General features: G+C 69.1%; 23 protein-coding genes, 3 tRNA genes and 1 pseudogene. 3 read left to right on the top strand and 24 right to left on the bottom strand.

Annotation, left to right across the window (positions count from 1 at the left end):
* Positions 1-231 (bottom strand): annotated as a pseudogene (locus ACLL81_RS02740) (TonB-dependent receptor); the annotation flags it as partial.
* 166 nt (positions 232-397) lie between these two features.
* On the bottom strand, positions 398-1,117 hold the full coding sequence (locus tag ACLL81_RS02735; RefSeq protein ID WP_411286812.1) for a TetR family transcriptional regulator: 720 nt from the start codon (positions 1,115-1,117) through the stop codon (positions 398-400).
* Between the two features lie 131 nt (positions 1,118-1,248).
* On the opposite strand from ACLL81_RS02735, the gene ACLL81_RS02730 reads away from it, so the two are divergent.
* Entirely contained in the window at positions 1,249-2,523 is a 1,275-nt protein-coding gene (locus ACLL81_RS02730; protein WP_411286811.1) for a DUF418 domain-containing protein, read from the top strand.
* An 18-nt stretch (positions 2,524-2,541) separates the two neighbouring features.
* On the opposite strand, the gene ACLL81_RS02725 is transcribed toward ACLL81_RS02730, so the two are convergent.
* Positions 2,542-2,618: transfer RNA gene (locus tag ACLL81_RS02725), tRNA-His, on the bottom strand.
* A gap of 54 nt (positions 2,619-2,672) precedes the next feature.
* Entirely contained in the window at positions 2,673-3,506 is an 834-nt protein-coding gene (locus ACLL81_RS02720) for a LytTR family DNA-binding domain-containing protein (RefSeq protein ID WP_411286810.1), read from the bottom strand.
* A gap of 89 nt (positions 3,507-3,595) precedes the next feature.
* Between ACLL81_RS02720 and ACLL81_RS02715 the strand changes: the two genes are divergently transcribed.
* Positions 3,596-4,756, top strand: a complete 1,161-nt coding sequence (locus ACLL81_RS02715; protein ID WP_411286809.1) for an acyltransferase family protein — start codon at positions 3,596-3,598, stop codon at positions 4,754-4,756.
* Between the two features lie 121 nt (positions 4,757-4,877).
* On the opposite strand, the gene ACLL81_RS02710 is transcribed toward ACLL81_RS02715, so the two are convergent.
* From ACLL81_RS02710 to murA, 15 genes are all read right to left on the bottom strand, one after another.
* Positions 4,878-5,546, bottom strand: a complete 669-nt coding sequence (locus tag ACLL81_RS02710; protein WP_411286808.1) for an energy transducer TonB — start codon at positions 5,544-5,546, stop codon at positions 4,878-4,880.
* Between the two features lie 12 nt (positions 5,547-5,558).
* Positions 5,559-5,993 (bottom strand): biopolymer transporter ExbD, encoded by a 435-nt coding sequence (locus ACLL81_RS02705; protein ID WP_411286807.1) that lies wholly within the window; start codon positions 5,991-5,993, stop codon positions 5,559-5,561.
* 5 nt (positions 5,994-5,998) lie between these two features.
* Positions 5,999-6,898 carry a MotA/TolQ/ExbB proton channel family protein gene (locus tag ACLL81_RS02700; RefSeq protein WP_411286806.1) on the bottom strand — a complete coding sequence of 300 codons (900 nt, stop codon included), beginning with the start codon at positions 6,896-6,898 and terminating at the stop codon, positions 5,999-6,001.
* 537 nt (positions 6,899-7,435) lie between these two features.
* Positions 7,436-7,511, bottom strand: a tRNA-Phe gene (locus tag ACLL81_RS02695).
* Positions 7,512-7,575: 64 nt separating this feature from the next.
* The gene (gene yacG, locus ACLL81_RS02690; protein ID WP_411286805.1) at positions 7,576-7,746 is read right to left on the bottom strand and encodes a DNA gyrase inhibitor YacG; all 171 of its coding nucleotides are present in this window, start codon (positions 7,744-7,746) and stop codon (positions 7,576-7,578) included.
* Positions 7,743-8,783 (bottom strand): ribonuclease E/G, encoded by a 1,041-nt coding sequence (locus ACLL81_RS02685; RefSeq protein ID WP_411286804.1) that lies wholly within the window; start codon positions 8,781-8,783, stop codon positions 7,743-7,745. Before ACLL81_RS02685 ends, yacG begins: the two co-directional genes overlap by 4 nt.
* Positions 8,780-9,367 carry a Maf family protein gene (locus ACLL81_RS02680; RefSeq protein WP_411286803.1) on the bottom strand — a complete coding sequence of 196 codons (588 nt, stop codon included), beginning with the start codon at positions 9,365-9,367 and terminating at the stop codon, positions 8,780-8,782. The genes ACLL81_RS02685 and ACLL81_RS02680 overlap by 4 nt, the downstream gene beginning before the upstream one ends.
* A gap of 14 nt (positions 9,368-9,381) precedes the next feature.
* Positions 9,382-9,600, bottom strand: a complete 219-nt coding sequence (infA, locus tag ACLL81_RS02675) for a translation initiation factor IF-1 (RefSeq protein ID WP_215341158.1) — start codon at positions 9,598-9,600, stop codon at positions 9,382-9,384.
* Positions 9,601-9,718: 118 nt separating this feature from the next.
* Positions 9,719-10,186: a low molecular weight phosphatase family protein gene (locus tag ACLL81_RS02670; protein ID WP_411286802.1), complete on the bottom strand. Its 468-nt coding sequence runs from the start codon at positions 10,184-10,186 to the stop codon at positions 9,719-9,721.
* A 6-nt stretch (positions 10,187-10,192) separates the two neighbouring features.
* Complete coding sequence (locus ACLL81_RS02665) at positions 10,193-10,672, bottom strand: UPF0262 family protein (RefSeq protein WP_411286801.1); 480 nt, start codon at positions 10,670-10,672, stop codon at positions 10,193-10,195.
* Between the two features lie 144 nt (positions 10,673-10,816).
* Positions 10,817-11,425, bottom strand: a complete 609-nt coding sequence (locus ACLL81_RS02660; RefSeq protein ID WP_411286800.1) for an SH3 domain-containing protein — start codon at positions 11,423-11,425, stop codon at positions 10,817-10,819.
* Between the two features lie 135 nt (positions 11,426-11,560).
* Positions 11,561-12,568, bottom strand: a complete 1,008-nt coding sequence (locus tag ACLL81_RS02655; protein WP_411286799.1) for a fatty acid desaturase — start codon at positions 12,566-12,568, stop codon at positions 11,561-11,563.
* 72 nt (positions 12,569-12,640) lie between these two features.
* Entirely contained in the window at positions 12,641-13,924 is a 1,284-nt protein-coding gene (gene hisD, locus ACLL81_RS02650; protein ID WP_411286798.1) for a histidinol dehydrogenase, read from the bottom strand.
* 41 nt (positions 13,925-13,965) lie between these two features.
* On the bottom strand, positions 13,966-14,391 hold the full coding sequence (locus tag ACLL81_RS02645; RefSeq protein ID WP_411286797.1) for a DUF2948 family protein: 426 nt from the start codon (positions 14,389-14,391) through the stop codon (positions 13,966-13,968).
* 2 nt (positions 14,392-14,393) lie between these two features.
* Positions 14,394-15,686 carry a UDP-N-acetylglucosamine 1-carboxyvinyltransferase gene (murA, locus tag ACLL81_RS02640; protein ID WP_411286796.1) on the bottom strand — a complete coding sequence of 431 codons (1,293 nt, stop codon included), beginning with the start codon at positions 15,684-15,686 and terminating at the stop codon, positions 14,394-14,396.
* A gap of 356 nt (positions 15,687-16,042) precedes the next feature.
* On the opposite strand from murA, the gene ACLL81_RS02635 reads away from it, so the two are divergent.
* A tRNA-Thr gene (locus ACLL81_RS02635) sits at positions 16,043-16,117 on the top strand.
* A gap of 176 nt (positions 16,118-16,293) precedes the next feature.
* Here the strand turns inward: ACLL81_RS02635 and ACLL81_RS02630 are convergent.
* From ACLL81_RS02630 to ACLL81_RS02610, 5 genes are all read right to left on the bottom strand, one after another.
* Positions 16,294-16,482: a hypothetical protein gene (locus ACLL81_RS02630; RefSeq protein WP_411286795.1), complete on the bottom strand. Its 189-nt coding sequence runs from the start codon at positions 16,480-16,482 to the stop codon at positions 16,294-16,296.
* 25 nt (positions 16,483-16,507) lie between these two features.
* Positions 16,508-16,885: a hypothetical protein gene (locus ACLL81_RS02625; RefSeq protein WP_411286794.1), complete on the bottom strand. Its 378-nt coding sequence runs from the start codon at positions 16,883-16,885 to the stop codon at positions 16,508-16,510.
* A complete protein-coding gene (locus ACLL81_RS02620; protein ID WP_411286793.1) occupies positions 16,882-17,313 on the bottom strand; it encodes a D-Ala-D-Ala carboxypeptidase family metallohydrolase in 432 nt (143 codons plus the stop codon). Before ACLL81_RS02620 ends, ACLL81_RS02625 begins: the two co-directional genes overlap by 4 nt.
* A 24-nt stretch (positions 17,314-17,337) precedes the next feature.
* Positions 17,338-17,577, bottom strand: a complete 240-nt coding sequence (locus ACLL81_RS02615) for a hypothetical protein (RefSeq protein WP_411286792.1) — start codon at positions 17,575-17,577, stop codon at positions 17,338-17,340.
* The coding region (locus tag ACLL81_RS02610) for a hypothetical protein (RefSeq protein ID WP_411286791.1) at positions 17,561-17,887 on the bottom strand (327 nt) is incomplete at its 5' end. The genes ACLL81_RS02610 and ACLL81_RS02615, both read right to left, overlap by 17 nt.

Raw genomic sequence — 17,887 nt, 5'->3', positions numbered from 1 at the left:
CGTGGTCTGCTGCAGGATGGTGATGTCGCGGGCGCCGGTCTGCTCCAGGCGCTCGGCGGTGACGGCGGTCACGGCGACAGGCACGTCCTTCAGGGATTCTTCCCGGCGCCGCGCCGTGACGACGATTTCCTCGATCGCGACGCCGCCGACGGCGTCCTGGGCGTAGGCGAGTGTGGGAACGACGGACCAGGCGGCGCTCGCAACGAGCGCCGCTTTCAGGATGGCTTTCATGACTTCCTCCCGGCGCCGCCGGACCGTCTCCCCCATGGACGCGGCTCGTACGACGCTGAATTTCACCGTTAGGCGAATTAGCAGGACAATGCCGTCGTTCGGGTGTGCCGCGCCAGCCGCAAGCTGCACCACCGCGCGGTTTTTTTAATCAGGTGATGAATTTACGTCACAGTGGCGCTGGGTCGCAGGCGCAGGCCTTGCGCCGGACCACTTCGGCGATGCCCGCGGCGCAGTAGGCGAACAGCCTGGCGCGCACGGCCTGCAGATCCGTGGAGCGGCAAAGCCCGTCGGAGAGCTGGTCGATGCGGCCGGTCTCGGAGAGCGCCAGCATCATCGAGCCGGTGAGGAACTGGTAGCACCAGTAGAGGTCGCGGATTTCCGCATCCGGCAGCGCGGCCTTCAGCGTGTCGATGAGCTGATGCACCACCGGATCGAAGAAGCGGTGCATGGTCTCCCCGCCCCAGGCCGGCGTGTTGTTCACCAGGGCCACCAGGCGGAAGTAGTTCTTCCAGCCCACCTCCTGGGTCATCGACATCTGCAGTATGGGGTCGATGAAGGCCTCGATGACCCCCTCGATGGTCATGGCGCCCTGGTTTTCGGCGGCATAGGCCCGCATGGCGTTCATCCGGGCCTCGTTGACGATCCCGGCGCGGCGGGCGAAGACGCTGTCGAACAGTTCGCGCTTGGCGCCGAAGTAGTAGTGGATCAGGGCGGTGTCGACGCCAGCCTCGGCGGCCACTTGGCGCACGGTGACGCCGTAGAACCCGTGACGGGAAAACAGCGCCTCCGCGGCGTCCAGGATGGCGTTGCGCACGTCAGGGCCCTCGCCCTTGCGCCGGCGTCCCCGCGTTACGATCGTCTGCTGAACTGCGCCTGTCTCAGCCATGCCTGCCTCGCCCCGACCCGGCGCTAGGCCTGCAGGCCGGCCCGGTCAAGCCTGACCCACGTACCATCGTTCGGTGGATTGCTTGACATCGCACGGCGGCGGCCCAAGCCTTGCGGCGGGGGAACAGCGCCATGCCGATAGCCATGGGCGCCGAGCGCCACGTTTCCATCGACGCCGTGCGGGGCTTCGCCGTCCTGGGCATCGCTTTGATGAACATCGTCGGCATGGGCCTGCCGTCCTTCGCCTATATCGACCCGACCTATGCGGGCGGTTCGCAGGGCTGGGACCTGTGGACCTGGGCGGTCAACAATGTGCTGACCGACGGCAAGATGCGGGCGCTGTTCACCATGCTGTTCGGCGCCAGCGCCGTGCTGATCGCCGAGCGCGCCGAGGGCGGGCGGCCCGGGCCGGCCCAGACCCACTATCGGCGGATGTTCTGGCTGTTGGTGTTCGGCATGCTGCACGCCTACCTGTTCTGGTTCGGCGACATCCTGGTCTGCTACGCCCTGGCCGGACTGGTGATCTTCCCGTTCCGCAAGCTCGGCGTGCGCGCCCAGATCGGGATCGGCGTGGCGGTCCTGGCGCTCCTGCTCGCCAAGAACCAAGCGCTGGCCGCGGTGCTGGACTCCATGCACGCGGCGGCCACCGCGCCGGGCGCCTCGACGCAGTCGATGGAGACGTGGCGGCAGGCCTCGGTGGCGATCACCCCGCCGCCGGGCGCGAAGGCCGCGGAGCTGGCGGGCTTCGGCGGCACGTTCCTGCAGGCGCTGGAAGCGCGGGCGAAGATGGTGCTGCTTTTCCATACCGTCATGCTGCCGCTGGATGGGCTGCCGGAGGCCATCGGCCAGATGTTCATCGGCATGGGCCTGTTCCGCTCCGGCTTCTTCACCCTGGGCTGGTCGACCCGGGCCTACGCCCGCATGATCGCTTTCGGCTACCTGGTCTGCGCGCCGGTCACCGCATGGCTCGCGTGGCTGATCTGGAAAGCCGGGTTCGAGGCCCTGGTGCTGCACAGGCTGGAAATCTGGCAGGCGCCGCCCAAGCCGTTCATCGCCCTGGCCCATGCCAGCGTCTTGCTGCTGGTCATTCGCGCGGGCCTCTTCAAGCCGTTGGTCAACCGGCTGGAGGCAGCGGGCCGGATGGCGTTCAGCAACTACCTGATGACCTCGATGCTCACGAGCCTGGTGTTCGGCGGCTACGGCCTGGGCTTCTACGGCGAGCTGTCGCGGGCGGAGCTGCTGATCGTGGTGGCGGCCCTGTGGGCGTTCATGCTGGTGTGGAGCCTCCCGTGGCTGGCCCGCTTCCAGTACGGCCCCTTCGAGTGGGCGTGGCGCAGCCTGGTGAAATGGCGACCGCAGCCGTTCGTGAGGGCGCCCGGATCGGCCGCGCCGGCGGCGGCGGAATAGGGCATGGGGGCTGAGCGATGGTACCGCCTCTCCGGATTGAACGGAGGACCTCTAGATCCACAATCTAGCGCTCTAACCAACTGAGCTAAGGCGGCCTTGTCGCGAGGGCCGGTTCTAGTCGGACGGGCCGGCGTGATCAAGCGGGCGGATCAGTCGGCCAGCAAGGGGCGGCGATAGCGGCGCGAACCAGCCAGCTCGCGGCCATCGCGCAGCCGCACGACGAAGTCGCCGGAAGTCTTGGAGACCACTTCGTTGATCGCGTCACGCCGCACGAGACGGGAGCGGTGGATGCGCACGAAACCTGCCCGCTCCAACCGCTGCGCCATGGCGGTCAGGGAGGCGCGGTGCAGGACGGGTTCGCCCTGACGGTGCAGCTCCACATAGTTGCCCGCCGCCTCCACCCAGGCGACATCGGCCAGGGCCACGAAGCGGCGGCGGGCGCCGTCGCGGACCTCCAGGGTCGCCGCCGTCTCGTCGAGTTCCGGGCCGCGGGCGCGCAACAGCCGCCAGCCAACGTAGAGGCCCGCCAGGGCGGCATAGACCAAGACGTCCTTGCGGAACTCGTAGGGCCAGTTGGAGAGCGGGCCCAGCGGGTCGTAGTCCCGGTCCAAGGCCGCATAGACGGCCCAGCGGAGCGCGCCGGTGGCGGCCACGTGCACCAGCGAGATTCCCGCCGCGGCGGCCAGGTGCAGGGCAAGTTTACGAGCGAAGGGTGGGTCCAGCGGCCAGACCCTTCGCGTGAAGATCAGCACGAGGGGCCCCAGGGCCATCAGCACCAGGATGCTGGAGCCTTCCCAGACCAGCGGCTCCCAGGACTCCAGCGGCTGGCCCGTGCCGCGCCACTCGTGCAGCACGTTGAGGGTGTTGAACACCAGCACCACGGCCATGACCGCCACCATGATGGCGAAGAAGATCAGGTCGTCGCGGTCGCCGCTCGTCCCGCCCGGTCCACCGCTGGTCACCGTTCGCCCCGGCTCAGTCACACGCACCCCGCCGTTCGCCCCTTGCCGCTGGCGCGGGCGCCGGGGTTTCGCGCACCCCTGGCGTCGCTTCCCCAATGGAGACCCGCCACATGACCGCCTCCCCTCGCCGCCACGACCTCGACGCCTTGCGGGTCGGGGCCTTCCTGCTCCTGCTCCTGATCCTCTATCACCTTGGCATGTTCTACGTGCCTTGGGACTGGCACGTGAAGAGCACGCACATTACCCCCGCGCTTGAGCCCTGGATGGGCGCCGTCAATCCGTGGCGCCTGACCCTCCTGTTCTTGATCTCCGGCGCCGCCACGCGGTTCATGGCGGCGAAGACCGCCACCGGCGACCTGGCCAGACAGCGCTCCTCGCGACTGCTGATCCCGCTGGCCTTCGGCATGCTGCTGATCGTGGCCCCGCAGAGTTGGGCCGAGGTGGTGGAGAAACAGGGCTACGCCGGCAGCTTCCTCGACTTCTGGCCCCGCTACCTGACCTTCGACCAGAGCTTCGGGATTATTGTGCCGACCTACAATCACCTGTGGTTCGTGGTCTATCTGTGGGTCTACACCATGGTCGCCGTGGCGGGGCGGTCGATGGCGCCGGCGGTGGACCGCGCCGCGGCCTGGCTGCTCAAGGGGCCGGGCCTGTTCCTGACCCCCGCCCTGGCCTTCGGAGTGTTTCTCGCCACGGCCGGCCGGGCCTGGGGTGAGACCCACGTCGTCTGGGCCGACGCCTACGGACACCTGCAGTACGGCACGGCGTTCCTGCTGGGGCTGGTGCTGGCCAAGCGCGACGCGGCCTGGGCCAGCTTCGAGCGCCTGCGCGCCGCGTCGCTGGTCGGCGCCGCCGTCTTGGCCGCAGCCGCCCTGACGCTGGAGCAGGCCGGCGTGGAGGACATGCCGGGCTGGCCGGGGGCCGCCTTCAGCTTCCTGCGCGAAGCCTACGCCTGGGCGGTGATGGCGGCGCTGTTCGGATACGCCAGGCGCTACATCCGCCGCGGCTCGCCGCTCCTGACCATGCTGACCGAGGCGGTGTTCCCGTTCTACATCGGCCACCAGACGGCCATCGTGTTGGCCGGTCATTGGCTGAAGCCCCTGGGCCTGCCAGTCCTGGCGGAAGCCGGGATCATCCTGACCGCGACGGTGGCGGCCTGCCTGGGCGCCTATGGCCTCGCCCGCACGGTTCCCTGGCTGAGGCTGCCGCTGGGCCTGAAGCCGCAGCCGCGCGCACCCCGGGCCACGCCCAGCGCGCAGCCGGCCGCCTAGAGGTTGGAGCGTGATCGGCGCCGAAACCGGCATCCGCTCTCGGCTGTCACGCTCCAGCGGACATGGAAAAGGCCCCGGCAGCTCTCGCCGCCGGGGCCTGAACCTTGGTGTCAACTCGCCGTCAGCCCTTGGGCAGGGCGAACCGGATCGGGATGCGCACCGTACCACCGTCGACGGGCTGGCCGTCCTTGGTCTGGGGCCGCATCTTGAACAGCCGGGCGAGCTTCAGCGCGGCAGGACCGAAGTCCTGATCGCTCGGCTCTTCCGACGAGACCGAACAGCCATCCAGCGAGCCACGGGCGTTGACCGTGCAGCTGATCGTAGCCCGGCCCTCCACGTTCATCCGCTGGGCCCGCTCGGGATAGTACCGGGCGATGTCCTCACCCGACGGCTTGCGAAGCCAGTCGGGCTGCGTGATGACCGACGGGCGCGGCGGCTCGGGCGGCGGTGCGGCCGGGGGTCTCGGCTCCTCGATCCGACGCTCCACCGGGGGAACCGGCAGGGGCGGGATCGTGCTCGGCAGATCCGGGGCGGCGACCGGCGGCCTGGGCTGCAGCTTGGGCGGCGGCGGCGGCGGGACGGGCTTGATCAGCGCCACGTCCGTGATCTCGTCCGTGTACTCCTTGTAGTTCGGCTCGAACCGCGTTTTCCACAGATAGTAGCCGAGCAGGGCGTGCACCACGATCGACAGGGTGATCGCGATCGTCACGCCCTTGTTCCGCTTCGGCCGCGGATCGTCGAACGGATTGTGCCGGGTCGGGTGGGCGGCTTGGTTCGATGTGTCAGTCATGCCTCACCCCCCTCACTTGTCTTCGCCGACCAGGGCCACGCTGTAGAACCCGTTGTCCTGCAGCATGTTCATCACGCCCATGAAGTCGCCGTAGAGCACGTCCTTGTCAGCCCGGATGAAGATCCGCTCCTTGGTCGAGTTGCGGGTCGTGCCGAGCTGGGTCCGCAGATCATCGCCGAGCGTGGAGAGATCCGACGGGAAGTCCTGGATAAAGATCCGGCCATTCGGCTGAAGCGAAATGTAGACCGGTTTCGGAGGGTTCACACCGGGCGGCGCGACGGCGGGCGGCAGGACCACCTTCACCGTCACGGCCGCCATGGGAGCCGCGACCATGAAGATGATCAGCAGAACCAGCATCACATCCACGAAGGGCGTGACATTGATCTCGGCGTTCTGCTTTTCCTGGTATCGGCCCTCGCCCCCGGAGCCCGAGAGTTTGGCGGCCATGTGGCTTAGACTCCCTTGTCGAGCTGCCGGGAGATCGCGTTCATCAGCTCAGCGACAAAACCTTCCGTGCGGGCGCCGTAGGCGGAAATCCGCGTCTGGAAGTAGTTGTAGAAGATAACCGACGGGATGGCCGCGAACAGGCCCAGACCGGTGGCGAGCAGCGCTTCGGCGATGCCGGGCGCCACGACGGCCAGGTTGGTCGTGTTGGTGTTCGCGATCCCGATGAACGAGTTCATGATCCCGTAGACGGTGCCGAACAATCCGATGAACGGACCGTTTGAACCGACCGAGGCCAGGAACTGCATACCGCTGGAGAGGCGGCGGGCCAGGGAGGCCTGGACCGCCCCGACGGCGGCTTGCGCACGCATGATCGTGGTGTCTCGGTGATCGCCAGAGATTTCCAAGCCAGCCTGGCGGGACAGCTCTATCTCCTGCGCGGCGGCGGCGGCCATGTCGGCCAGCGGGTTGCCGTCGAACTCTTCCGACATGGCGATACGGCCCATGTCGGGAATCGACGTGGCGCCGCGGAAGTTCTCGAGGAACTCGTCCGACGCGCGGTTGAGCGAGCGGAACTCGAGCATCTTGGTGAGCAGCAGGGTCCACGAGAAGATCGAAGCCAGCATCAGGCCGATCATGATCACCTTAACGACCGGGTCGGCGTCCATGAACATGGTGCCGACGCCGAGCTTGCCGGCGTGTTTCATGGTCGGCGGATCGGAGCTTTCCGCAGGCGCCGCGGGGGCGGCGACCGGAGCGGGCGCCGCGTCAGCAGCCGGAGCCGCAGCAGCGTCGGCTACAGGAGCCGCCGGGGCGGCGGCCTCTTGAGCGAACGCCGGAACACTCGCCATCAATGCCAGAGCACCGACGAGAGCGATGAAAGGGGTCTTTATTTTGTTGTCGAGCATCTGTCGCCAGTTCCTGGTTGGTCTAGCACGATTGGCCGGAGGGTCGTCGCGCGAGAGCGTCTCCACCCTAGTTGAAACAAGCCCGCGTCCGGACCCGGTTTCCCGGATCAGACGTCAGGACCGCTGCCGCTCCGCCCGACCCGGAACGCGTACCCCAACTCGTGTGGGGCTGGCGTCTCGAAGGCGAGAGGCGACTTCGCTCTCCCCGAGAGGAGCACGAAATCTTACCGCTCTGTTAGACGTTCGGCCCCGGTCCTTTGGCAACCCCTTATTAAGGCGTCAAGGGGGCAGTCGGCGCGACGATCGGTCGAAAAACCTTCACACTTCGAGTAATGTTGCGGTGCACAATAAGCGCGGGAAGTAATCCCCTTGCGCGCACCCAGCAATCTGATTCCTTTAATGCTGCGATGCAGCATCAAGCGGGCCGCCTCGGGTTTGTGATCGCTCGCCCAGCGAACAGCCGCGCCCGGCAATCGGGTGGCGCGGATATAGGCGGCGGCGCTTGGAACCCGCCGCGGCGTCTTACGAAAAAGGACGTGGTGCCTGGGGGCGGATTCGAACCACCGACACGCGGATTTTCAATCCGCTGCTCTACCAACTGAGCTACCCAGGCGAAGGCCGCCGTCGCGGGAGCCGCGTCTATAGAAGAGGCCTTAGCCGAAGTCCACCGTCCGAAATCAGTCTTCGGCTCCCTCATCGGACGGCGCTTCGTCGTCGTCCGCGGCGGGCACGACATAGCCGCCGGTGAGCCACCGCTGCAGGTCTACGTTGGCGCATCGGGTCGAGCAGAATGGCAGGTGGCCGGGCTGCGCCGGCTTGCGGCAGATGGGGCATGCGGTAGCGGTCATGCGGCCCCCACGTCGAGGCGCTCGCGGGGCGCTGTGGGGTCCGGTGTAATGGCGAAGCGCGCGCCGACCAACTGAGCGAGTTGGGCGGCCAGGGGCTCGGCGGCCTTGGCCACGGCGGGCGCGCAGCGGACGGCGAGGCGCGCGCCCGGCTGGGCCGTGGCTTCCGCCTGCAGGCGGCGGATCAGCCGATGGGCCAGGGTCAGGTCGCTGAGCCCCCCGTCCTCCCGGCAGAGCCGTTCCACGATCGGCTGGATGCGCCGTGGCAGGGCCAGCTCCATGGTGCCGAAGCGGCCCACCGGCCCGATCGCCACGCCCGGGTTGTCAGGGGCGAAAGCGGTGCGGGCTGCGGCCATCAGCGCATTGCCGTCGTGCCCGCGGCCCACCAGATCGATAACCACGATGCCGCCCAGGCCCTTCAGCCGCAGCAGGCGCGCGGCCAGGCCCAGCGCCGCGAGGTTCGCCTGCCGCGTGACCCGCTTGGCGTCGGCGCCCTTGCGCTCGCCCAGGTCCACGTCGACGGCGGTGAGCGCTCGCGTGGGTTCCACGGCCAGCACCCCGCCGCCGGGCAGCAGGTGCAGCACCGCCAGCGCCTCGGCTTCGGCTTCCTCGGCCATGGCGCGCGCCGCGGCGCCTTCGATCAGTTCAGCGTCGCGGGCGTAGGCGCGAAGGTCTTCGGCCGGGTCGGAGAGGTCGCCCAGCAGCCGCGGCGCGCCTTGCGCCGCCGCGATCCTGCGGGCGATGGCCAGCTTGCCGCGGCGGGGCTCGCTGCGGATCTCGACCTCGAGCGCCTCTCCGCGAACCGGCTTGGCGTCTGGCCGGAAGGGCAGGATGGCCTCGGCGCCGTCGCCCAGGTCGAGGAAGGCGGTGGCCAGGGTGGGCTCCAGGCTGGCCACCCGCCCGACCACACGCGCGCCCATCCGCAGGCGGGGCTCGTCCGCGTCGCGGCGGATCAGCAGGCGTTCAGGGCGGTCGTCCAGGGTGACCACGCCGCGGGTCTCGCCGATCCCACGATCCAGATAGAGCCGCCGCACGCTCATGACAGCCGATAGCCCAGGCCGGCCAGCAGGCCGGCGGTCTCGTAGAGCGGCAGCCCAACCACGCCGGAGTACGAGCCTTGCAGGCTCATCACAAAAACCCCGGCCCGGCCCTGGATCGCGTACCCGCCCGCCTTGCCCAGGCCCTCGCCCGAGCGAAGGTAGCCTTCGAGATCGTCGTGGGAGAGGCGCTTGAAGCGCACGCGGCTTTCCACCAGCCTGGCTGCGCGGCGGCCGTCCGGGCTGATCACGGCCAAGCCTGTGAGCACGCGATGGGCGCGGCCGGACAACAGCGCCAGGCACCGGCGCACCTCCTCGTCGCTGCCGGCCTTGGGCAGAACGCGGGCGCCGACAGCGACGACGGTGTCGGCGCCCAGCACGTAGGCTCCGGCCGCCTCCTCGGCCACGCGATCGGCCTTCGCGGCCGCCAGGCGCAGGGCCAGCAGACGCGGTGTCTCGTTCTTCAGGGGGGTTTCGTCGATGTCGGCGCCGACCACCGCGTCGGGCTGCAGACCTATCTGGCGCAGCAGGTCCAGGCGCCTGGGGCTTGCAGAGGCCAGCACGAGCCGCTGTGGCGTGGCCGACAAGTCGCCGGTCCGCGCTAGCGAACGCGGAAGGTGATGCGGCCCTTGGACAGATCGTAGGGCGTCATTTCGACCAGCACCTTGTCGCCGGCCGAGACCCGGATGCGGTTCTTGCGCATCTTGCCGGCGGTGTGGGCGATAATCTCGTGGTCGTTCTCGAGCTTCACGCGGAACGTGGCGTTAGGCAGCACCTCGCTGACCGTGCCCGGAAACTCTAACAGTTCTTCTTTCGCCATGCAGGCTCCCAGCCGCAGAATAAAACGACGGCCCGCGCCTTTAGATCAGGTCGCGGGCCGTGGCCAGCGATGGATTATAAACTAGGCGCCCGGGTGAGGTCGATGGGGCCGCCCGGGATCAGCGGCCGAAACGCTGGGCGATGCGGGCCGCGAGCCCGTCGCGGACCCCGCGGTAGGCGGCCAGCTTCGACTCGCGGGAGCCCTCCGTCAGGGTGGGATCAAAGGTCGGCCAGTAGGCGATCTCCGCCGCGCGACCGCGGGCCATCTCAACCGCCCGGTGCTGCGCCTCGGGCGTCAGCGAGATCACCAGGTCGAAAGAACTGTCCTCAAGCTGGTCGAACGTCTTGGCGCGGTGTTGGGAGAGGTCGCAGTCCAACTCGGCCATCACAGCCTCGGCGAAAGGGTCGACGTCGGGCGCGGGTTCGTACTCGTCGCGGGGGAAGGCCTTCAGCCCGCAACTGTCCACGAAGACCCGGTCGCCCACTAGGCGCTTCAGCAACGCCTCGGCCATGGGCGAGCGCACCCGGTTCAGGTTGCACGCGAACAGCACCGCCCCCGGCGGCCTGGCGGGCGCATCAGCGGCCATGCGACCTCAGCCTCGCCAATGCAGCGCGCAGATCAGAGTGAATAGGCGCCGGGCGGTGTCCAGGTCGGTTTCGATCTTGCCGGTCAGCCGGGTCTGCAGCAATTCCGAGGCTTCGTTGTGCAGCCCCCGCCGGCCCATGTCCAAGGCTTCGATCTGAGCTGGGGTCGAGTTGCGGATGGCCTGATAGTAGCTCTCGCAGATCAGGAAGTAGTCCTTGATCAGACTTCGAAACGGCGACAGCGACAGGATGTGGCGGCGCTCGTAGTCGGGACCGTGCACGTCGAGCATCAGCCGGTTCTCGATCAGGCCCATGCGCAGGTCGTAGGGCCCGCCCGCCGCCCCTTCCGGTGCGAAGTAGTTGTCCTCCAGGAGGTCGAAGATCGCGATCTGTCGCTCCTGCTCCTGGTCGCGCGAGACCGCGGCGAGCGACTCATCGTCGATCTCGACCAGCTGCAGTCTGTGCGTTTTGCGCGCGTCGTCGGCCATGGCGTCCAGGCGGAGGGGTGCTGGGGCTGCTTTATGGCAATACGGGGGGTCGCGTCATCCCGCACCTGCGAACACCCGGCGTTACGGGCAAAGAAAAAGGCCCGGCGCTGGGTGCGGCGGGCCTCCCTCCATGTCAGGTTTCGTCTAGTAGCGGGCGGCGTAGCGTTGGCCTTCGCGCTGGACGAAGTCACCGCGGACATAGCCCACGCCGGTGCCGCCCTGGCCCACCAGGATCCAGTCCGTGCCGCGAACGTTGGCCAGGGCCTGGAAGCGCTCGCCGGCTCGCAGGGCGCCGACCCGGGCGGAACCCGTGGTTGGCGCGGCGCGCAGATTCACGGTGCTGCGGGCGACGAAGGTGTCGCCGATCCGGTTATAGTTGGCCGGCGCGATGTCCGAGGACAGGCGATAGCCGTTGCGGCTGTAGGTCGCCGGGCGATCATAGCTGTTGTAGGCCTGGGCCTGCTTGTTGTGCTGCAGCTTGCAGCCCACCGCCGAACCCGCCGCCGCGCCAACGCCGGCGCCGACAACCGTCTCCAGGGTGGCCTTTCGGCCGCCGACCTTGTTGCCGATCACGCCGCCGACCAGGGCGCCAATCAAGGCGCCGGCTTCCTGCTTGCCGCCAGGCGCAGCGCAGTTGGTCACGCCGTTAAGGCCCTGGGCGCTGGCGCTCGAGGCGCCGCTCAAGGTCAGGGCGGTGGCGAGCACGGCCGCGGCCGCGCCGCGGCCGATCATCTTGATCTTGGAAGTGCGCATGTTTGTCTCCGTCCGTTTCGCGTTGATCCGCAGGACCTTTCGGCCCCGATGAAACGCAATCTAGAGGCGCCCGCCTGAACGGCCCTTGGGCCGCCGTGACAGGAACTGTTCAGCTTGGAGAGGTGTCCGCAGGCCCTATTGGGCTCGAGCCTCGCGGAAAGAGACCAGCCGCCCGGAGGCCTCGTCCCACAGCGCCAGCCTGGCGCAGCGGAAGCTCTCCCACAGCCCGACCCGGCTCAGCGGCTGCAGCTCAGGGTGGTCCCGCAGAACCCTCCCCAGGCGATAGAATGGAATCCGGCTGGAAAGGTGATGGACGTGGTGGATGCCGATATTGGCGGTGAACCAGCGGAGCACCGGCGGCAGGTCATAGTGCGAACTGCCGGCCAGGGCCGCGTCGTCGCGCTTCCACGATCCGCTCCGGGACCAGGCGGCGCCCTCGAACTGGTGTTGGATGTAGAACAGCCAGACGCCGATGGTGGCCGCCAGCAGCATGGTGACGACGTTCACCAGCAGCACCGGCGCCGGCCCGAACAGCCAGATCAGCGCGCCCAGGCCCACGGCGATCGCCAGGCCGTTGCCAAGCACGCTCACCCACGGCCGCCAGCCCTGTTTCATCAGGCCGATCGGCAAGCGCTGCATCAGGAAGAAGACAAAGGCCGGGCCCAGGCCGAACATCACCAGTGGGTGGCGATAGAGGCGGTATCCGAACCGGTGCAGGGGCGGCAGGGCCCGGTATTCCTCAAGCGTCAGCATCTCGATCGCCCCCAGGCCGCGACGGTCGAGGTTGCCCGAGGTGGCGTGGTGGATGGCGTGCGTCGTGCGCCAGTAGTCATAGGGGGTCAGCGTCAGCACGCCGATCGCGCGGCCCACCCAGTCGTTGGCGAGCTTCACGCCGAAGAAGGAACCGTGGCCGCAGTCATGCTGGATCATGAATAGCCGCACGAGGAAGGCCGCCGCGGGGACCGTCAGCAGCAGCGCCGCCCACCACCAGCCCTGCCCGTACAGGAACCAAGCCAGCGCCCAGATCGCCGCCAGCGGGACGACGGTGATGACGATTTCCAGGATGCTGCGGCCAGTCGCCGGCTCGCGATAAGGCGCGAGCTTCTTGGACCAGCCGCCAGCTGAGGTTGCTTCAGGGGCCAAGTTCAAAGTTCCGTTTCGGTGTGAGAGGGGCAGACTACGGCGCCAGATGAAGGTTTCAATGAGGCCATAGGTTCAATTCTGTCCCATGCGGATCGCCGCAGAGCGGGCGTGCGCGGGCAGCCCCTCCGCTTCGGCCAGCGCGACGGTGGCCGGCGCCAGACGTGCGAAGGCGGCTTCGTCGCACTTCACGATCGAGGTCCGCTTGAGGAAGTCATAGAGGGAGAGTCCGGAGGAGAAACGCGCCGCCCGGCTGGTAGGCAGCACGTGATTCGATCCCGCAACGTAGTCGCCGATGGCTTCAGGCGCATGACGGCCCAGGAAGATCGCCCCGGCGTGCCGCACCTGGTCGGAGAGCCGTTCCGGCGCATCCATCGCAAACTCCACATGCTCAGGCGCGATGCGGTTGACCAGAGCGGGCGCCTCGTCCAGCGGCGCGATGATCACCGCGCCATGGTCGCGCCAGGAGGCGGCAGCGTCCTCGCCGGTCGACAGGGTCCCTAGCTGCGCCGTGACGGCCGCTTCGACCTTCGCGGCGAAGGCTGCGTCGTCGGTTATCAGGATTGCCTGGGCCGCGGGATCATGCTCGGCCTGGGACAGCAGGTCCGCCGCGATCCACTCGGGATTGTTGGCGCCGTCGGCCACCACGACGATCTCGGAGGGCCCGGCCAGGGCGTCGATGCCGACCACGCCGTACACTTGCCGCTTGGCGGCCGTGACGTAGGCGTTGCCCGGACCGACGATCTTGTCCACGGGTCGGATCGGACCGGCGCCGAAGGCCAGCGCGGCAACAGCCTGCGCCCCGCCCACCCGCCAGATCTCCGTCACGCCGGCGGCCTTGGCTGCTGCGAGCACCGCCGGCTGCAGGCGCCCTGGCGGCGTGACCATGGCGATCCGCTCCACCCCCGCCGCGGCGGCGGGTACGGCGTTCATCAGCACCGTGGAGGGATATGCCGCCCGGCCGCCCGGCACATAGATTCCCACCGCCTCCAGTGGCGTCCAGCGCCAGCCGAGCTCGACCCCGGCGTCGTCCTTGAACCAGTGGTCCTGCGGCCGCTGGCGATCGTGGTAGGCGCGGATGCGGCCTGCGGCGAAGGCGATCGCCTCGCGCACCTCGGCGGGGCACGCCGCGGCGCCCGCCTCAATCTCGTCGGCAGTGACCCGAAGGGTGGCCTCGTCAAGTTCCACCTTGTCGAACTCTCGGGCGAACCGCAGCAGCGCGGCCAGCCCCTCGCCCCGCACGGCCTCAACGACCTCGCGCACGACGGCGTCGACGTCCTGCGGCGTCTCCCGGCGCTCTTCCGTGAAGGCGGCGAAGGCGGCCTGGAAACCGGGCTCGTCGAAGCGGAAGCGGCGCATGGCGCGCTCTTTACCGGGCGACCGGCCTTCGCGCTATGGCCCTAGAGATCGTGGGCCGGGGTGCGCGGCGTCGGCCAGGGCTCAGAGACGTCCGCCAGCACAGCCTCGATGCACTCCACGGTGACGCAGATGTCCCCGCCGCCCGCGAAGCTCAGGGTCACGACGCCACCAGGCGCCTCGCCCGGTTCGAAGGTCATCGCCAGGATTTCGATCACCGCGTCGGGCCGGTCGCGCCGGATCTTGCGCGCCTTCACCTGCATCACCCCGCCAAGCTGGATCGCCGAGCGCACCCGCTGGCCGCCGCCAGCCTCCCAGCGATAGCGGTTGAAAGCGATGGTCAGTCGGCTGGCCTTGGCCTCGAAACTGATGTCGCCAACCTTCGCCACGGCGTCCTGCAGGGCCGCGGAGATCACCTCCAGATCGTCAGTGTCCTGCGCCAGCAGGCGCAGCGGCGGGGTCTTGGCCATGGCTACTCGTCCTCGCCTCCGCCGTCGCCCTTGAGCCGGCGGACCTGGGCCCCGCAGGCGCTCAGCTTGGCTTCCAGCCGCTCGAACCCGCGGTCCAGGTGATAGACCCGGTTGACCATCGTCTCGCCGCGCGCCGCCAGGCCGGCGATCACCAGGCTGACAGAGGCGCGCAGGTCGGTGGCCATCACCTGGGCGCCCTCCAGGGCCGCCACCCCGCGCACCCGGGCCTCGCCGCCTTGCACCGTGATGTCGGCGCCCAGCCGGCTCAGTTCCGGGGCATGCATGAAGCGGTTCTCGAAGATCGTCTCGCGGATCACGCTCTCGCCGTCCGCCAGCGTCATCAGGGCCATGAACTGCGCCTGCAGGTCGGTGGCGAAGCCGGGATAGGGGTCGGTCTCGATCTCCACCGCCTTGAGGCGCCCGCCGTTGCGTTTGATTGTCAGTCCGTCGTTGTGCGGCGTCACCTCGACCCCGGCCTCGATCATCTTGGCCACCAGCGCCTGGATCAGGTCGGCGCGGGTGTGGGTCAACCGCACCTCGCCCCCGGCCATGGCGGCCGCGAGCGCATAGGTGCCGGTCTCGATCCGGTCGGGCAGCACCGAGTGGCTCGCGCCATTCAACTTCGCCACACCTTGCACGCGGATGGTCGCGGTGCCGGCCCCGCTGACCTTCGCGCCCATCTTGTTCAGGCAGTCCGCCAGGTCGGTGATCTCGGGTTCGCAGGCGGCGTTGGTCATCACCGTCTCGCCCTCGGCCAGGACCGCCGCCAGCAATGCATGCTCCGTGGCCCCCACCGAGACGAACGGGAAGTCGATCTCCCCGCCCCGCAGGCCCCGCGGCGCCTGGGCGTAGACATAGCCCTCATGCAGGTCGATCCGCGCGCCCAGTGCTTCCAGCGCCTTCAGATGCAGGTCCACCGGCCGCGCCCCGATCGTGCAGCCTCCCGGCAGCGACACCTTCGCCTGGCCGGTCCGCGCCAGCAGCGGTCCCAGCACGTTGAATGAGGCCCGCATCTGCCGGACCAGGTCATAGGGCGCAAAGCCGCTGGTGATCTCCCTGGTCGTGAGCAGGGTCTCCGCCCCATCGGCCCCGTCCGATTCGATCACCTCCGCGCCCAGCCGCTGCAACAGCTTGCCCAGGAACTTGGTGTCCGCCAGCCTTGGCATGTTGGTCAGCCGCAACGGCTCGTCGGTGAGCAGGCTCGCCGCCATCAGCTTGATGGCCGAGTTCTTGGCGCCGCTGATCGGGATCTCTCCCTCCAGCCGCGCGCCGCCGGTGATGGCGATGCGGTCCAATCCCAATCCTTCGAAACGGCCGCGCTTTTGGGGAGTCGCGGGAAAGCCCTTGAGGCTCGTTCTCTAGCCTGCGCTGTCGGCCCCGCAAAGGCCGTCCGCACGCAACCTAGCGGTCCTGGTCTTCAGGGGTTTTCGGCGGTTGCGGAGGTTGGCCCGACGCCTTGCGTCGGGCCAGGTTCGCCCGCAGCGCCTGGGCGAGCTTGGCCTCGCGCGGATCGGGCGGCGTCGGGGGTTTTGCAGGTCCGGCCATGGCGCATCAGGTGCGGCCAGCAGCCTTGAGCGTCAAGGTGCGCTTGCGCCCATTTGGGGGCTTCACGCCGCCGCCCGCGCCCGCTATAGCCCCCGCCTCGTCATTCGCCGCCGTAGCTCAGTGGTAGAGCGCATCCTTGGTAAGGCTGAGGTCCAGGGTTCGAGTCCCTGCGGTGGCACCACCCTCCCCGACAGCAAGACACACTTGCGCGGGCGCTTCGGCGCCCCGCAGCGGGCTGTGCGTCCGGTTGTTTTCGCCCGGGCGTTATTGACGCTTCAATTTATCCACCCGCGCCTTCTAAGCCAGCGACGACGCCGGGTTCGATGTAGTCCAGGCCTGGCCGATAGATGTCGGCGACTACATCTTCCGCCTCGCGGCGGGGGAACGGGCGGCGCGGGTGGCCGCCGCCTGACGCGACTCCAGAGCGTGCTCGGCGGCGTGGGTCTCCACCGCCAAACGCCGTGCGGCGTCGCAGGCGACCACCTGGGCGCCGCGGGTCACATAGCCGATCTCCAGGTCCGCGAGCGTCGCGGCGTCCGGCGCCACGTGCAGCGCGCACGGCCGGGCGGCCTCAGCCGGGGTGGCGATCTGCGGCGCAGCCGATGAGTTCGGGGGCCGCGATGCACAGCTCGCGGTCAGCAGCGCGCAGGCGAGCGGCGCGGTCAGGGTCCAGGGGCGCATCGGCGTCCTCCGATTTCAGGGCTTGGGGGATCAGATCGGCGACCACGCGTCCGGCGGCGCTGCGGCGGCGAACCGCTGTCTCAGCGCGCCCCGCGCTGTCCCGCGCGCCTTCGGTCTCCAGTCCGGCGACAGCCGCAAGGCGCGCGGCCGCTTCCAGGTGCGGCCGCAGCTCGGCGGCGGCGTCGCGCCGGCCCTTCCAGTAGAGGCCTGCGGAGGCCGTCAGCACAGCAATCACCGTCGCCAGCAGGACCACCATTCGAGGGGTCATGCCGGCAGGCCCAGGGCGTAGCCGCCGTCCGGCTTGCGGGTCAGGATCTGGCTGCGCATGCGCGGGTCGAAGGAGATGTGCACCCAGTCGCCTTCCTCGATCAGCTGGTCGAAGGCCACGCCCGCCGCGGCGATCGCCCGGCAGACATCCAGGGCGCGCCCGAACCGCCGGCAGTGGAAGTCCACCGCATGGCCGGTCAGGTGCGCGGACGTCCTGGCGCCGCCCACAGCCCGGTTCAGCGCCCGCGAGCGATAGCCGCTGGAGACGGCGATCACCCTGTCTCCCAGGGCGCGCCGCACCGCCTCCATCCGCGCCGCGGTGGTGCGCAGCGTCGCCACCACCTCCGGCGGCGGGGTGTTGTCGAACTCGCGATGCTGCGTGCAGGCGAGCTCTTCCAGCGCGAAATGCGCCGTGAGCCAGGTAGCCATGGGATCGTCCTTCTAAAGCGGGGGTCAGTCTTTCGGCGCGCGCGCCGCGGCGGCGAGCTTGGCCCAGTCGGTGACGGTGGCGCCGGCCAGGTACAGGGTGGCCATCACCACGTTGGCGGCGATCAGCGCCAGGCCGATGCCCTTCAGCGCCTGCGGATCGTCCAGACGCCAGATCACTGCGCCGACGCCGGCGCTGTTCAGCACGCTGGCGCCATAGGTGTAGATCCGCCGCCAGAGCCAGCGGACCTCAACGGGCGGCGGCATCGGCGACCTCCAGGCTCCAGCCCGGCGGCGGCGCCTCGAGCCGGCCCAGCCGCACCTGGTTGGCGCTCCACACCTGCGCCAGCGCCCAGGCCAGCAAGGCCACCGCCACCGCCCACGAGCGGCTCTTCAGCCCCTCCACGGCCCTAAGCGTGGTGGCGGCGGTGGCCTTGATCTCGCCCAGCCGTTCCTCGCAGCGGGACTCGTGGTCGGTGAGCCGCTGCTCGAGCGCGGCCAGACGTTCGGATTGCGCGGTCATCGCAGAGCCGTCCAGCCCGCGATCTCCTGCGGAGAGATCGAAGCATCCCAGCTT

Source organism: Phenylobacterium sp. (assembly GCF_046590535.1).
Lineage (GTDB): Bacteria > Pseudomonadota > Alphaproteobacteria > Caulobacterales > Caulobacteraceae > Phenylobacterium.
This window is presented reverse-complemented; position numbering and strand designations above follow the sequence as displayed.

What these genes read in the sequence shown, in the direction of transcription:
- ACLL81_RS02735 (WP_411286812.1), bottom strand. Translation starts at nt 1,117, where the DNA reads ATGGCTGAGACAGGCGCAGTTCAGCAGACGATCGTAACGCGGGGACGC.
- ACLL81_RS02730 (WP_411286811.1), top strand. Translation starts at nt 1,249, where the DNA reads ATGCCGATAGCCATGGGCGCCGAGCGCCACGTTTCCATCGACGCCGTG.
- ACLL81_RS02715 (WP_411286809.1), top strand. Translation starts at nt 3,596, where the DNA reads ATGACCGCCTCCCCTCGCCGCCACGACCTCGACGCCTTGCGGGTCGGG.
- ACLL81_RS02710 (WP_411286808.1), bottom strand. Translation starts at nt 5,546, where the DNA reads ATGACTGACACATCGAACCAAGCCGCCCACCCGACCCGGCACAATCCG.
- ACLL81_RS02705 (WP_411286807.1), bottom strand. Translation starts at nt 5,993, where the DNA reads ATGGCCGCCAAACTCTCGGGCTCCGGGGGCGAGGGCCGATACCAGGAA.
- ACLL81_RS02700 (WP_411286806.1), bottom strand. Translation starts at nt 6,898, where the DNA reads ATGCTCGACAACAAAATAAAGACCCCTTTCATCGCTCTCGTCGGTGCT.
- yacG (WP_411286805.1), bottom strand. Translation starts at nt 7,746, where the DNA reads ATGACCGCTACCGCATGCCCCATCTGCCGCAAGCCGGCGCAGCCCGGC.
- ACLL81_RS02685 (WP_411286804.1), bottom strand. Translation starts at nt 8,783, where the DNA reads ATGAGCGTGCGGCGGCTCTATCTGGATCGTGGGATCGGCGAGACCCGC.
- infA (WP_215341158.1), bottom strand. Translation starts at nt 9,600, where the DNA reads ATGGCGAAAGAAGAACTGTTAGAGTTTCCGGGCACGGTCAGCGAGGTG.
- ACLL81_RS02670 (WP_411286802.1), bottom strand. Translation starts at nt 10,186, where the DNA reads ATGGCCGCTGATGCGCCCGCCAGGCCGCCGGGGGCGGTGCTGTTCGCG.
- ACLL81_RS02665 (WP_411286801.1), bottom strand. Translation starts at nt 10,672, where the DNA reads ATGGCCGACGACGCGCGCAAAACGCACAGACTGCAGCTGGTCGAGATC.
- ACLL81_RS02660 (WP_411286800.1), bottom strand. Translation starts at nt 11,425, where the DNA reads ATGCGCACTTCCAAGATCAAGATGATCGGCCGCGGCGCGGCCGCGGCC.
- hisD (WP_411286798.1), bottom strand. Translation starts at nt 13,924, where the DNA reads ATGCGCCGCTTCCGCTTCGACGAGCCCGGTTTCCAGGCCGCCTTCGCC.
- ACLL81_RS02645 (WP_411286797.1), bottom strand. Translation starts at nt 14,391, where the DNA reads ATGGCCAAGACCCCGCCGCTGCGCCTGCTGGCGCAGGACACTGACGAT.
- ACLL81_RS02625 (WP_411286794.1), bottom strand. Translation starts at nt 16,885, where the DNA reads ATGACCCCTCGAATGGTGGTCCTGCTGGCGACGGTGATTGCTGTGCTG.
- ACLL81_RS02620 (WP_411286793.1), bottom strand. Translation starts at nt 17,313, where the DNA reads ATGGCTACCTGGCTCACGGCGCATTTCGCGCTGGAAGAGCTCGCCTGC.
- ACLL81_RS02615 (WP_411286792.1), bottom strand. Translation starts at nt 17,577, where the DNA reads ATGCCGCCGCCCGTTGAGGTCCGCTGGCTCTGGCGGCGGATCTACACC.